The sequence below is a fragment of the Streptacidiphilus sp. PB12-B1b genome, from assembly GCF_014084125.1.
Lineage (GTDB): Bacteria > Actinomycetota > Actinomycetes > Streptomycetales > Streptomycetaceae > Streptacidiphilus.
In genome coordinates this window covers 2,513,945-2,526,751 of record NZ_CP048405.1, presented here as the reverse complement: position 1 = coordinate 2,526,751, position 12,807 = coordinate 2,513,945, and the positions used below count along the sequence as shown (strand labels likewise).

Sequence of the window (12,807 nt, the reverse complement as noted above, 5' to 3'; positions counted from 1 at the left end):
ACCGGTGGCGGGGTCGCGCACAAACCGGTACCGACGGCGGCGGGAGCCGGTGACTCCTCGGCCGAGGCGGTGCTGGCAGCCGCCGAGGAGTTCGTCCGCCACTTCGACCGCGAGGGCCCGGTGAACGGCGAGACCGGCTACCCGGACGGCGTCGAGGCCCGGCTGCGCGAGGTCAGGGCCGCCGTCTCCGCCCACGGCAGCTACGAGCACACCCCGGAGGAGCTGACCTTCGGCGCCCGCGTCGCCTGGCGCAACTCCGCGCGCTGCATCGGACGGCTCTACTGGCACAGCCTGACCGTGCGCGACCTGCGCTGGGCCCGGCACCCCGACGACATCGCCGAGCAGTGCAGCGAGCATCTGCGGCTGGCCACCAACAAGGGCCGGATCAGGCCCGTCGTCAGCGTCTTCGCCCCGGACCGGCCGGGCCGTCCGGCGGCCCGCATCCTCAGCCCGCAACTGGTCCACTACACCGACGACCCGGACAGCGCCCGGCTGCTGGCCCGGGCCCGCGACCTGGGCTGGCAGGGCGGCAAGGAGCCGTTCGACCTGATGCCGCTGCTGGTGCAGGCCGCGCCGTACCGCCGCCCCGAGCACTACGACCTGCCGCCGGACGCAGTGCTCGAAGTCCCGCTCAGCCACCCGCACCACGCGGGCTTCGCCGACCTCGGCCTGCGCTGGTACGCCGTCCCGGCGGTGTCGGACATGACCCTGGAGATCGGCGGGATCAGCTACCCGGCCGCCCCCTTCAACGGCTGGTACATGGGCACCGAGATCGGCTCGCGCGACCTCGGCGACGTGGACCGCTACGACCTGCTGCCGGCCGTGGCCGAACTCTTCGAGCTGGACACCTCCAGCCCGCGCAAGCTGTGGCGGGACCGCGCCCTGGTGGAGCTCAACCTGGCGGTGCTGCACTCCTACCAGGACGCCGGGGTGACCATCTCGGACCACCACACCGAGTCGGTGCGCTTCCTGGCGCACATCGAACGCGAGCGGCGGCACGGCCGCCCCGTCCCCTCCGAGTGGAGCTGGATCGTCCCCCCGCTCTCCGGCTCGGCAACGGCCGTCTTCCACCGCACCTTCGACCCCCCGGACCCCAAAGCCCGCCCCGCCTACCTCCGCCGCTCCCCGACCGACCCCTGGGGGCCTGCTCTCTGAGCGGATTGACGCGTCGTCAGCCCTTGTTGGCGCCCAGCGTCAGCCCGGAGACGAACTGCTTCTGCAGGAGGAAGAAGACGATCAGGGTGGGGACGGCGACGATCAGGGCGGCGGCGGAGATGAGGTTGTTGTTGACGAAGAACTGGCCGGCGAGGTTGTTGAGGGCGGCGGTGATCGGGCGTTTGTCGCCGGTCTGCATGAGGACGGTGGCCCAGAAGAAGTCGTTGTAGATCCAGGTGAACTCCAGGGTGGCCAGCGCCGCGAGCACCGGGCGGCACAGCGGCAGGATGATCTGCCAGTACTGGCGCCAGGCCGAGGCGCCGTCGACCACGGCGGCCTCGCCGAGTTCGGTGGGGATGGTGCGCATGTAGTTGGCCAGGACGAAGGCGCAGAAGCCGGTCTGGAAGGCCACGTGGATGAGGATCAGGCCGAGGTAGGAGTCGTCCATCTTGCCGGAGTCGGAGAGCCACAGCGGCAGCGGGATCAGCTGGTAGATCTTGTAGAGCGGGGTGATGATGGCCTGCTGCGGCAGCAGGTTCCCGGCGGTGAAGACCATCAGCAGCGCCACATTGATCCGGAACCGGTAGCGGGAGACCACGAAGGCGACCATGCTGGCCAGGAACAGCGTCAGCACCAGCGCCGGGACGGTGATGAGCACGGAGTTCCAGAAGTACAGCGGCAGGTCGGCCTGGCTCCAGGCGGCGGTGAAGTTGCCGAAGCCGTAGTGGCCGCCGACGGAGACGTAGCCGTACTTCTCGGTGTCGGTGTAGGGCCGCAGCGCGGTGTAGAAGGCGTACAGCAGCGGGGCCAGCCAGATGACCGAGGTGCCGACCAGGAAGAGGTGCAGGCCGAGGCGGCCGATCCGGAGCGGGCGGCGCGGCGTGGGCCCGGCCGGGGCGGCAGCCGTCGGGGGTACGGCGGTTGTCGCGCTCATTCCTCTCCGTCCTTCCGGAAGATGGTGATCAGGTAGGGCACGATGAAGGCCATCGAGATGAGCAGCAGGATGGTGGCCAGCGCCGAGCCGAAGCCGATGCGGCTGGCCTCGCCGATGATGTTGTCGGTGACCAGCACCGACAGCAGCTCCAGCCCGTCGGTGCCCTGGTTGATGACGTAGACGATGTCGAAGGCGCGCAGCGACTCGATGACGGTGATGACCAGGACGACGACGTTGATGGGCCGCAGGGCGGGCCAGACCACGTGCCGGAAGGTCTGCCACTGGCCCGCGCCGTCCAGCGCGGCGGCCTCCTTCATCGAGGGGTCCACGCTTTTCAGCCCGGCCAGGTACATGATCATGACGTAGCCGGTCTGCCGCCAGCAGGCCATCAGCAGCACCGCCCAGATGTTGAGGTGCGGGTTGCCCAGCCAGTCGATCATGTCGTTCTGGGCGGCGTGCCCGGTGAGGTTGTTGAGCAGGCCCTGGGTGGGCGAGAAGATCAGCTCGGTCATGAACCCGATCAGGGCGAGCGAGAGCACCACCGGCAGGAAGAGCACGCTCTGGTAGACCCGGGAGAAGCGGATCTGCTTGTCGAGTTGCACGGCCAGGAAGAGGCCGGCCGGGGCGGGCAGGCAGAAGAAGACCAGCAGCCAGATCAGGTTGTGCTGGAGCGCCGGATAGAACTCCGGGTAGATGGTGAAGATGTTGTGGTAGTTCTGCAGGCCGACCCACTTGATGGACGAGACCCCGCCGATGCCCGGCCAGCTGGAGAAGGACAGGACGATCGACAGCAGGGCCGGAACCCAGACGAAGGAGAGGGTGAGCAGCAGCGGCACCCCCGCCATCAGCGTCAGGACCACCCGGTCGGCGCGGGACAGGCGTCGGCGCCGGGTGGGCCGTCCGGTGGCCCTGCGGGTGGTCGGCCGGGTGCGCCGCCGGGGGGCGGCGTCCGTTACGGTCATGCGAACCTCATTACAGTGCGCTCCCGCTGGAGAAGGACCCGCGGCGGGCGCCGGGGGCGGCGCCCGCCGGATTCTGACGTACCGTCAATCGAGCGGTGTGCGTCAGCCGTTGCTGGCCCAGATCGACTTGGCCTGCTTGTCGATGTTGGAGAGGATGCTGCCGATGTTCCCCGGGTTGTCCAGGAACTGCTGGATCGCCGGGAGCATCACCGGGTCGGCGAAGTCGGGGCGGGTGTCGCGGTCCATGAACTGCGAGATGTGTGAGGCTTTCTGAATGAGCGTCACGGAGTCGGTCTGCGGCTGGGTGTACTTGGAGGTGTCCACGCCGTTGGCGGTGGCGATGTCGGCCGGGTCGGCGGCCAGCCACAGCTGCTGCGCGGGGGCGGTGCCCAGGTACTCCAGCAGGGCGACCGCGCCGGCCCGGTTCTTCGGCGACTTGGACAGCATCATGCCGTCGATGGGCGCCTCGACCGAGTCCTGGCCGTAGGCCGGGTTGATCTCCGGGAAGGCGAAGAAGCCCAGGTCGTCGGCCTTGGCGCCGGTGAAGATGGTGCCGATCTGGTCGAGGCCGAGCACCATCATCCCGGCCTGCTTGTTCAGCAGTTGGGTGGCGCCCTCCTGCCAGGTCAGGCCCAGGAAGCCCGGCGAGTAGTAGGGGATGAGCTGCTTCCACTGGTCGAAGACGGCCTTGACCTGCGGGGTGTTCCAGCTGGTGCCGTTGCGCATCAGGTCGATGTGGAAGTCGTAGCCGTTGATGCGCATGTTCAGGTAGTCGAAGGTGCCCATCGCGGGCCAGCCGTCCTTGTCGGTGAAGGCCAGCGGGATCAGCCCGTCGGTCTTCATCTTGGCAGCCAGCGTGATGAATTCGTCCCAGGTGGTGGGCGCGGTGTAGCCCTTGGCCGCCCACAGGCTCTTGCTGTAGTACACGGCCCACGGGTAGTAGTCGAACGGGACGAAGTAGTAGTGCCCGTCGCTGCCCTTGCTCTGGGCCTTCATGGCGTCGGTGTAGTTGCCGCCGATCTTCGCCCAGACGTCGTCGATCTGGTCGCAGAGGCCCTGGGCGGCGAAGAACTGCATCCGCTCGCCGGCGAACCAGTCGAACGCGTCCTGCGGATTGCCCTGCAGGTAGGTGGTGATGTTCTGCTGGAAGGTGTTGTGGTCCACCCAGTTGACGTCCACGGTGTAGCCGGTGACCTTCTGGGCCTGCGCGAACAGCGTCTCGTAGGCGCCCTTGGGCTGCGGGACGGCCGCATTGGAGCCGTAGGTCACCACCTTGCTGTTGCTGCCGCCCCCGCCGGCGCTGGACGTCCCCTTGCCGCAGGCGGTGAGCAGGGACGGGACGGCGAGCGCTCCCGCGCCCATGAGCGCGCCGCGGACGACGGAGCGGCGGCTGAACGGTCGGCCTGCGGCGGGGAATAACCCTGTCGGACGTGTACCAGTCGGCTGGTTGCTGCTGTTTGAGCGTTGCACCATAACCCCTCCCCAGGGGCGCGAATGAAAACACAAACGAACGTGAGCGTTCAGATATCACCAACAGCAGGGAGGGCTGTCAAGGTTTCTCACAAGAAAAGCCCAAGGCGGTGTTGGAGAGTGTTGATTCCCGATCGCCCGTGTCGCCCGTGTCACCCGTGACCCGAGCGGTCCGGCTGGTCCGCGTGGTCCGGCCCGCCGCTGCCTGCCCGTACGGCGGCCGGGGGAACCGGCTCAGCCGTTGCGGCCGGGCGCGCCCAGCCGGGCGTACTGCAGCGTCAGACCCTCGACCAGCGCGGACAGTCCGGCCTCGAACGCGCCCTCGTCCACCTGCCGTTGGCGCTCGGCCAGCAGGTGGGCCTCGCCGAGGTGCGGGTAACCCTCGGAGTAGAGCTGCCGGTCGTCGACGAACCCGGCCGCGAACGAGCCCAGCGCAGAACCGAACACGAAGTAGCGCATGAGCGCGCCGATCCTGGTGGCGTCGGCCTTGGGCCACCCGGCGTCGACCAGGCCGCCGAAGACCGCGTCGGCCAGCCGGAGCGCGTTGGCGCGCCGGCCCGGCCCCTGGGCCAGCACCGGCACCAGGTTGGGGTGCGCGACCAGCGCCGCCCGGTACGAGCGGGCCCAGGCCAGCAGCGCGCCGCTCCAGCCCGTTGCCTCCGGGACGCCAGGGCCCTGCCACATGGACAGGTCCACCTCGCCGACGACATGGTCCACCACCGCGTCCAGCAGGGCGTCCTTGGTGGCGAAGTGGTTGTACAGCGAGGGGCCGCTGACGCCCAGACCGGCGGCGAGGCGGCGGGTGGAGAGCGCGGCCAGGCCCTCGGCGTCGACCAGGTCCAGCGCCGCGGAGACGATGCGCTCACGGCTCAGCAGTGGGTTGCGCGGCCGGGCCACGGCACCTCCTCGTTCGGCGGTTCGGCAGGGTTTGTCAGTGGACACCCGCTTCCCTCGGCCCGCAGCAAGGGGTTAGAGTCCAAAAACTTGCACCGCTAGTTTATCGGGGTGGCGGCCCTCCCCACCACCCCCGCGACCGCGAGCGCCGCTGGTCACCGACACCGCCGAGGAGCACCGTGAACCTGGAGCTGGGCGAGGAGCAGGCCGCCGTACGCCGGTTGGCCGCCGACTTCGTCGACCGCGAGATCGTACCCAACGCCGCCGCCTGGGACCGGGCCGAGGAGGTCGACCGGGGAATCGTGAAGAAGCTCGGCGCGCTCGGCTTCCTGGGGCTGACCATCCCCGAGGAGTACGGCGGCTCCGGCGGCGACCACCTCTCGTACGTGCTGGTCACCGAGGAGCTGGGGCGCGGCGACTCCTCCGTGCGCGGCCTGCTGTCGGTCTCGCTCGGCCTGGTCGCCAAGTCGATCGCGCACCACGGCACCGAGCAGCAGAAGCAGCACTGGCTGCCCCGCCTCACCTCCGGCGACGCCCTCGGCTGCTTCGCCCTGACCGAGCCCGGCACCGGCTCCGACGCGGGCAACCTGCGCACCCGGGCCGTCCGCGACGGCGACGACTGGATCATCGACGGCGCCAAGATGTTCATCACCAACGGCACCTGGGCCGAGGTCGCCCTGGTCTTCGCCCGCACCGGCGGCGACGACCCGGAGCGGGCCGGACACAAGGGCGTCAGCGCCTTCCTGGTGCCCACCGACTCCCCCGGCCTGACCCGCACCACCGTCCACGGCAAGCTGGGCCTGCGCGGCCAGCCCACCGCCGAGCTGGCCTTCGACGGCGTCCGGGTGCCGCACGCGGCCATGCTCGGCGCGGAGGGCAAGGGCTTCGGCGTCGCCATGTCCGCGCTGGCCAAGGGTCGGATGTCGGTGGCGGCGGGCTGCGTCGGCATCATCCAGGCGTCGCTGGACGCGGCCGTCGCCTACTCCGTCCAGCGCGAGCAGTTCGGCCGACCGATCGCCTCGCACCAACTGGTGCAGGAGATGATCGCCGACATCAAGGTCGAGCTGGACGCTGCCCGGCTGCTGGTCTGGCGGGTCGCCGACCTGATCGAGCGCGGGCAGCCGTTCGCCACCGAGTCCTCCGTCGCCAAGCTCTACGCCTCCGAGGCGGCCGTCAAGGCGTCCAACACCGCGTTGCAGGTCTTCGGCGGCTACGGCTTCATCGACGAGTACCCGGTCGGCAAGTATGTCCGCGACGCCCGGGTGATGACCCTGTACGAGGGCACCAGCCAGATCCAGAAGCTGCTCATCGGCCGGGCCCTGACCGGCGTCAACGCCTTCTGACCCGCTCGCCCGCCGGTACCGCCGCACGCCCCCGCCCACCCGAAGGAGCCCAACGATGCGCCCCGTCTACTTCGCCGCCGCCCGGCGCACCCCCGTCGGCCGCCTGCGCGGAGCCCTGTCCACCGTCCGCCCGGACGACCTCGCCGCCGCCGCGGTCCGGGCCGTGCTGGACAGCGTCCCGGCCCTGGACCCGGCCAGGATCGACGACGTCTACTGGGGCGCCGCCAACCAGGCCGGGGAGGACAACCGCAACGTCGCGCGCATGGCCGTGCTGCTGGCGGGCATCCCGGACAGCGTGCCCGGCGCCACCCTGAACCGGCTCTGCGCCTCCGGCATGGAGGCGGTCACCGCCGCCGCCCGCACCATCGCCGCCGGCGAGGCCGAGGTGGTCCTGGCCGGCGGCTCCGAGTCGATGAGCCGCGCCCCCTTCGTGCTGCCCCGCGCCGAACAGGCGCTGCCGCTGGGCGCGGAGATCTTCGACACCAAACTCGGCTGGCGGATGACCAACCCCCGGATGCGCGAGCTGCACGGCGTGCTCTCCATGGGCGAGACCGCCGAGGAGGTCGCCGTCCGCCACAACATCACCCGCGAGCAGCAGGACGCCTTCGCCCTGCGCAGCCACCAGCGGGCGGCCGACGCCCGCAAGGACGGCCTGTTCGACGCCGAGATCGTCCCGGTGACCCTGGCCGACGGCTCCGTCGTCAGCGAGGACGAGTCGATCCGCCCGGACACCACGCTGGAGAAGCTGGCCACGCTCAAGCCGGTCTTCCGCAAGGGCGGCACCGTCACCGCGGGCAACTCCTCGCCGATGAACGACGGCGCGGCCGGCCTGTTGCTGGTCAGCGAGGAGGCCCTGGCCGACCTCGGCCTGGAGCCGCTGGGCCGCTATGTGGCGGGTGCCAGCGCCGGGGTCGACCCGGACGTCATGGGCATGGGCCCGGTGCCGGCCGTACGCCGGGTGCTGGACCGCACCGGGCGCAGCGTGGACGACCTCGGCACCGCCGAGTTCAACGAGGCCTTCGCCGCCCAGGCCCTGGCCTGCGTACGGCAGTTGGGGGTGGACCCGGAGCTGGTCAACCCGCAGGGCGGCGCCATCGCGCTGGGCCACCCGCTCGGCGGCTCCGGCGCGCGCATCCTCACCACACTGCTGCACCGGATGGGCCGCACCGGCGTCCGGCACGGCCTGGCCACCATGTGCGTGGGCGTCGGCCAGGGCACCGCGGTTCTGGTGGACCGTGACTGACGGATCGTCAACTCTCATCCACACCCGAGTCCCGCCCCAAGTCCCGACCAGTACAGGAGAATTCAGATGACCCGCTTCACCGGCAAGGTCGCCGTGGTGACCGGCGCGGCCCAGGGCATCGGCGCGGCCACCGCGCTGCGGCTCGCCTCCGAGGGCGCTGCGGTCGCCGTGGTGGACCTCACCGCCGAGCGCGCCCAGGGCACCGTCGACGCGATCACCGCCAAGGGCGGCACGGCCAGGGCGTACGGCTGCGACGTGTCCGACCATGACGCCGTGGAGGCCGCGTTCGCGCAGGTGGTCGCCGACCTCGGCGCGCTCCACATCCTGGTCAACAACGCCGGGATCACCCGCGACAACCTGTTCTTCAAGATGCCGAAGCAGGACTGGGACGACGTCATCACGGTCAACCTCACCAGCGCCTACAACTGCTCCCACGTCGCCCAGGCGTACATGTGCAAGCAGCGCTACGGCAAGATCGTCTCGCTGAGCTCGCGCTCGGCGCTGGGCAACCGGGGCCAGGCCAACTACGCCGCCGCCAAGGCCGGGATCCAGGGCCTGACCGCGACCCTGGCCATCGAGCTGGGCCCGTTCAACATCAACGTCAATGCCGTCGCCCCCGGCTACATCGCCACCGGCATGACCGCCGCCACCGCCGAGCGCGTCGGGGCCACGGCCGAGGAGCACCAGGAGCAGGTCGCCGAGCGCACGCCGCTGCGCCGGGTCGGCCAGCCCGAGGACATCGCCTCGGTGGTGGCCTTCCTCGCCTCCGAGGACTCCTCGTACGTGAGCGGCCAGACGCTGTACGTCAACGGCGGCGCCCGCTGAGGAGCGCCGCGCGCGGCGTCGCCGAGGCGGCGCAGGGGTGACCACCGTCCCGGCCGGGAGCCTGCCCGGCCGGGACGGTACCGCCGCCCGGCCCCGGCCCCGGTCGCGCCGCGGCAGCAGCCTCAGCTGGTGCCGGGGCCGCAGGCTCAGTCGGACCGGGGCCGCAGGCTCAGTTGTGCTGGGCCTGCTGGGCCTGGGCGCGCCAGGCGTCCGCGCCCGCGCGGGAGGCGTGCTTCGCCTGCCGCAGCGCCCGGACCGCCATCTCGGCCGGTGCCACCTCCATCTGCTGCACCCAGCCGCGCCCGGCCGTGACCAGGGTCGTGCCCGCGATCACCGTGCCGACGAGCGCCAGCAGCGCCCCGGTCCCGGTGAGTGCGGCGCCCACGACGAGCATCCGCCGGTTGACGTTGAAGTTCAGTCCGCTCATCCTCGTGTCATTCGCCATGTCAACCACTCTGGTCGCTGACGCGCCGGTCCGCGCGTCGTGGCGGCCGACCGGGTGCCCCGCCGCCCCGACGGGCACGGTTCGGGCACGGTTACCGTCGCGGTTTGGGCCCAGGGGCCCGACCTGCGTAAGGTGTCGCAGTTGGCACGGCGGCACTCCGGCCACCGCACCCCTCCAGCAGTGACCCCAGCAGTGACCCGAACCCACCAGCGACCCACGAACGGCAGCGGCATGAGCGCAGGACTCGACGGCGGCACCACCCTCCTCGCCGAGGAGCCCACCGGGGACGACGTGCCCGGCATCGACCCGGCACGCCTGGCCCTCGCCCTGGAGGTCCTCGCCGAAATCGACGAGCTGCCGATCGACCACCCGGACGCCGTCGCCGTCCGCCGCGCCACGGCAGGCGTGTACCGGCAGGTCAAGCACCGTCGCCGACAGGAGCGGCGGGCCGCGAAGACCGCCAACGACCGGGCCGTGACCGAGTCCACCGCGACCGGCGCCGCCGACCGCATCGACGACGAGACCCAGGGCCTGCAGCTCACCAGCGGGACGGCCGGGCCGATCGCGGGCGTCCTGGAGCGCCCGCGCTCCTGCTACATCTGCAAGACCCGGTACGTCGAGGTGGACGCCTTCTACCACCAGCTCTGCCAGCCCTGCGCGCACGAGAACCGGGCCCGCCGCGACGCCCGCACCGACCTCAGCGGCCGCCGGGCACTGCTCACCGGCGGCAGGGCCAAGATCGGCATGTACATCGCGCTGCGGCTGCTCCGCGACGGCGCGCACACCACCATCACCACCCGCTTCCCCAACGACGCGATCCGCCGCTTCACCGCGATGCCGGACAGCGCCGAGTGGCTGCACCGGCTGCGTGTCGTGGGCATCGACCTGCGCGACCCCTCGCAGGTCATCGCGCTCGCCGAGTCGGTGGCCGAGCAGGGCCCGCTGGACATCCTGATCAACAACGCCGCGCAGACCGTGCGCCGCAGCGCCCAGGCGTACACCGAGCTGATCAACTCCGAGGACGCGCCGCTGCCCGCCGGCGAGCTGCCCGAGTCGGTCGTCCTCGGCCGCTTCGACCTCAGCCGCCAGCCCGCGCTGCCCAGCCAGACCCGGGGCAGGCACAGCGCGCTCAGCGCCCAGGCCCTCACCGCGCTCGCACTGACCAGCGGCTCCGCCGCCCCGGCGCTGATCGAGGCCGGGACGGCCATCGACGCGGGCGGCCTCGTCCCGGATCTGGACCCGGTGAACAGCTGGAGCCAGAAGGTCGACGAGGTGGACCCGATCGAGCTGCTGGAAGTGCAGCTGTGCAATGTCACCGCGCCCTTCATCCTGGTCAGCAAGCTGCGTCCGGCGATGGCGGCCTCCCCGGCGCGGCGCAAGTACGTGGTGAACGTCTCCGCCATGGAGGGCCAGTTCAGCCGGGGCTACAAGGGCCCCGGCCACCCGCACACCAACATGGCCAAGGCCGCGCTGAACATGCTCACCCGCACCAGCGCGCAGGAGATGCTGGACAACGACGGCATCCTGATGACCGCCGTGGACACCGGCTGGATCACCGACGAGCGTCCGCACCCGGACAAGATGCGCCTCGCCGACGAGGGCTTCCACGCCCCGCTGGACCTGGTGGACGGCGCGGCCCGGGTCTACGACCCGATCGTGCGCGGCGAGGCGGGTGAGGACCTGCTCGGGGTCTTCCTCAAGGACTACGCGCCGTCGCCGTGGTGAGCCACGACACCCTGATGTGGGAGGTCCGGGCCGCGCCGGGCCGTCTGGCCGAGCTGCTGGCCTGGGTGGAGCAGCAGCTGCCCGCCGCCGTCGCGGGCGGCGCGCAGGCGGACGTCTACACGGCGGCCGACGACCGGATCGTGGTCATCCTGCGCTCCCCCGGCGGCGACGACGTTGCCGACCTCGCCGGGGACTCCGGCGGCGGCCTCGGCGGCGACCGCCCGGCCCGGCTGCCGGACCCGCCCGCCGAGCTGCTGGCCCGGCCGCCGCACCAGTGGCCGTTCGGCTTCCACGGCCACTGGAGCCCCCGGCCGGACGCAGCCTCGCCGGACGCCGACTGACCGGAGGCCGCCCCCGACCGGACGCCCACCGACCGGCCCGCACCGGCGGGTTCCGCCGTCCGGGGGACGGCCGAACTGGTGTCCACCCGGACGGCTGCCTGAGGCGTCCCGGCGCCGGTGCGGCCCGCCCTGCCCGGGCCGGTACTCCGGCCGAAGCCGGTGAGCGGCGCCCGCACCGCCGCCTCCCACCCCGTGCCGGTCCACTTGCCGCCGGGGTCCGGACGCCGGGCCGGGCGTACCGGGGGTGGGTAGGCTGCGGTGGTTCACAGGTTTCCTGTAGGAGGTGGCTCCGTGCCCGGTTCCCGCCCATGGCACTCCCGCATCACCGGTCGGCGTCCGGCCGCCTTCGGCGCCGAGCCCACCGGTGAGCGGCTCGCGCGGATCGAGCGTTCGCCGAACTTCGTGGACGGGTCCTTCCGCAACCCCGTCCCCACGCGCCGCCTGGTGGAGGGTTCGCTGGCCGGGGGGCTGCGCGCCACCTTCGCCAAGAAGGGCAGCAAGCCGGTCGGCAGCATCCCGGTGCACCCGCTGACGGCCGGGGAGTTGGCCGTCCCGCCGGTGGACGGGCTGCGGCTGACCTGGATGGGCCACGCCACCGTGCTGGCCGAGATCGCCGGCCGCCGGGTGCTGTTCGACCCGGTCTGGGGCGAGCGCTGCTCGCCGTTCTCCGGCTTCGGGCCGCGCCGGCTGCACCCGGCTCCGATCGCCCTGGACGACCTGGGCCCGATCGACGTGGTGGTGGTCTCCCACGACCACTACGACCACCTGGACATGCGGGCCATCCGGGCGCTGATCCGCTCCGGCGCGGACTTCGCCGTCCCGCTCGGTGTGGGCGCGCACCTGGAGCACTGGGGCGTACCCGCCGAGCGGCTGATCGAACTGGACTGGAACGAGTCCGCGCGGGTCGCCGGACTGACGGTGACCGCGACCCCGGCCCGGCACTACTGCGCGCGCGGCCTGCGCACCGGGACGCACCAGCTCTGGGCGTCCTGGGTGGTGGCCGGCCCGGAGCACCGGCTGTTCCACAGCGGCGACACCGGCTACTTCCCCGGCTTCGCCGAGATCGGCGCCCAGCACGGGCCGTTCGACGCCACCATGATGCAGGTCGGCGCCTACAGCGAGTTCTGGCCCGAGGTGCACATGACCCCGGAGGAGGGCGTCCGCGCCCACGGTGACCTGGGCGGCGGCGCGGTGCTGCTGCCGATCCACTGGGCCACCTTCGACCTGGCCCCGCACCGCTGGGAGGAGCCCATCGAACGCACCCTGGCGGCGGCCCGCGCGGCGGGGTTCACCGTCGCCGCCCCCGTCCCCGGCGCGCCCTTCGAACCGGCCTCCGTCACCGACCCGCACCCCTGGTGGCGCGCCATCGCAGCGGCCCCCACCACCACCGCCCTCGACACCCCGCCCCGCCCCGACCCCCACCCGGAACAGGTCCGCGTGTAGCCGCCACCCCCACACCCCGACCCCTGG

Annotated in this window: 12 protein-coding genes; 7 read left to right on the top strand and 5 right to left on the bottom strand. The window is 71.9% G+C overall.

The window, feature by feature from the left end; genetic code table 11:
• Nucleotides 1-69: 69 nt before the first annotated feature.
• Nucleotides 70-1,155 (top strand): nitric oxide synthase oxygenase, encoded by a 1,086-nt coding sequence (locus tag GXW83_RS11450; RefSeq protein ID WP_182447231.1) that lies wholly within the window; start codon nt 70-72, stop codon nt 1,153-1,155.
• A gap of 16 nt (nt 1,156-1,171) precedes the next feature.
• On the opposite strand, the gene GXW83_RS11445 is transcribed toward GXW83_RS11450, so the two are convergent.
• The 4 genes from GXW83_RS11445 to GXW83_RS11430 all read right to left on the bottom strand — a co-directional run bounded on the left by GXW83_RS11445 (nt 1,172) and on the right by GXW83_RS11430 (nt 5,418).
• Nucleotides 1,172-2,089, bottom strand: a complete 918-nt coding sequence (locus tag GXW83_RS11445; protein ID WP_182442976.1) for a carbohydrate ABC transporter permease — start codon at nt 2,087-2,089, stop codon at nt 1,172-1,174.
• Nucleotides 2,086-3,051 carry a carbohydrate ABC transporter permease gene (locus tag GXW83_RS11440; RefSeq protein ID WP_182442975.1) on the bottom strand — a complete coding sequence of 322 codons (966 nt, stop codon included), beginning with the start codon at nt 3,049-3,051 and terminating at the stop codon, nt 2,086-2,088. Before GXW83_RS11440 ends, GXW83_RS11445 begins: the two co-directional genes overlap by 4 nt.
• Before the next feature lie 102 nt (nt 3,052-3,153).
• Nucleotides 3,154-4,413 carry an ABC transporter substrate-binding protein gene (locus tag GXW83_RS11435; RefSeq protein ID WP_225446906.1) on the bottom strand — a complete coding sequence of 420 codons (1,260 nt, stop codon included), beginning with the start codon at nt 4,411-4,413 and terminating at the stop codon, nt 3,154-3,156.
• 342 nt (nt 4,414-4,755) lie between these two features.
• Nucleotides 4,756-5,418 (bottom strand): TetR/AcrR family transcriptional regulator, encoded by a 663-nt coding sequence (locus GXW83_RS11430; RefSeq protein WP_182442973.1) that lies wholly within the window; start codon nt 5,416-5,418, stop codon nt 4,756-4,758.
• Between the two features lie 176 nt (nt 5,419-5,594).
• Between GXW83_RS11430 and GXW83_RS11425 the strand changes: the two genes are divergently transcribed.
• From GXW83_RS11425 to GXW83_RS11415, 3 genes are all read left to right on the top strand, one after another.
• Nucleotides 5,595-6,758, top strand: a complete 1,164-nt coding sequence (locus GXW83_RS11425; RefSeq protein ID WP_182442972.1) for an acyl-CoA dehydrogenase family protein — start codon at nt 5,595-5,597, stop codon at nt 6,756-6,758.
• 55 nt (nt 6,759-6,813) lie between these two features.
• The gene (locus GXW83_RS11420; RefSeq protein WP_182442971.1) at nt 6,814-8,001 is read left to right on the top strand and encodes an acetyl-CoA C-acyltransferase; all 1,188 of its coding nucleotides are present in this window, start codon (nt 6,814-6,816) and stop codon (nt 7,999-8,001) included.
• Between the two features lie 66 nt (nt 8,002-8,067).
• Nucleotides 8,068-8,826, top strand: a complete 759-nt coding sequence (locus tag GXW83_RS11415; RefSeq protein ID WP_182442970.1) for a beta-ketoacyl-ACP reductase — start codon at nt 8,068-8,070, stop codon at nt 8,824-8,826.
• 169 nt (nt 8,827-8,995) lie between these two features.
• On the opposite strand, the gene GXW83_RS11410 is transcribed toward GXW83_RS11415, so the two are convergent.
• Entirely contained in the window at nt 8,996-9,271 is a 276-nt protein-coding gene (locus tag GXW83_RS11410) for a hypothetical protein (RefSeq protein WP_182442969.1), read from the bottom strand.
• Nucleotides 9,272-9,502: 231 nt separating this feature from the next.
• Between GXW83_RS11410 and GXW83_RS11405 the strand changes: the two genes are divergently transcribed.
• From GXW83_RS11405 to GXW83_RS11395, 3 genes are all read left to right on the top strand, one after another.
• Complete coding sequence (locus GXW83_RS11405; RefSeq protein WP_182442968.1) at nt 9,503-10,996, top strand: SDR family oxidoreductase; 1,494 nt, start codon at nt 9,503-9,505, stop codon at nt 10,994-10,996.
• Nucleotides 10,993-11,337, top strand: coding sequence for a hypothetical protein (locus tag GXW83_RS11400; protein ID WP_225446905.1), 345 nt, complete (start codon nt 10,993-10,995; stop codon nt 11,335-11,337). The genes GXW83_RS11405 and GXW83_RS11400 overlap by 4 nt, the downstream gene beginning before the upstream one ends.
• 291 nt (nt 11,338-11,628) lie before the next feature.
• Complete coding sequence (locus GXW83_RS11395; RefSeq protein WP_182442967.1) at nt 11,629-12,780, top strand: MBL fold metallo-hydrolase; 1,152 nt, start codon at nt 11,629-11,631, stop codon at nt 12,778-12,780.
• Nucleotides 12,781-12,807 lie beyond the last annotated feature (27 nt).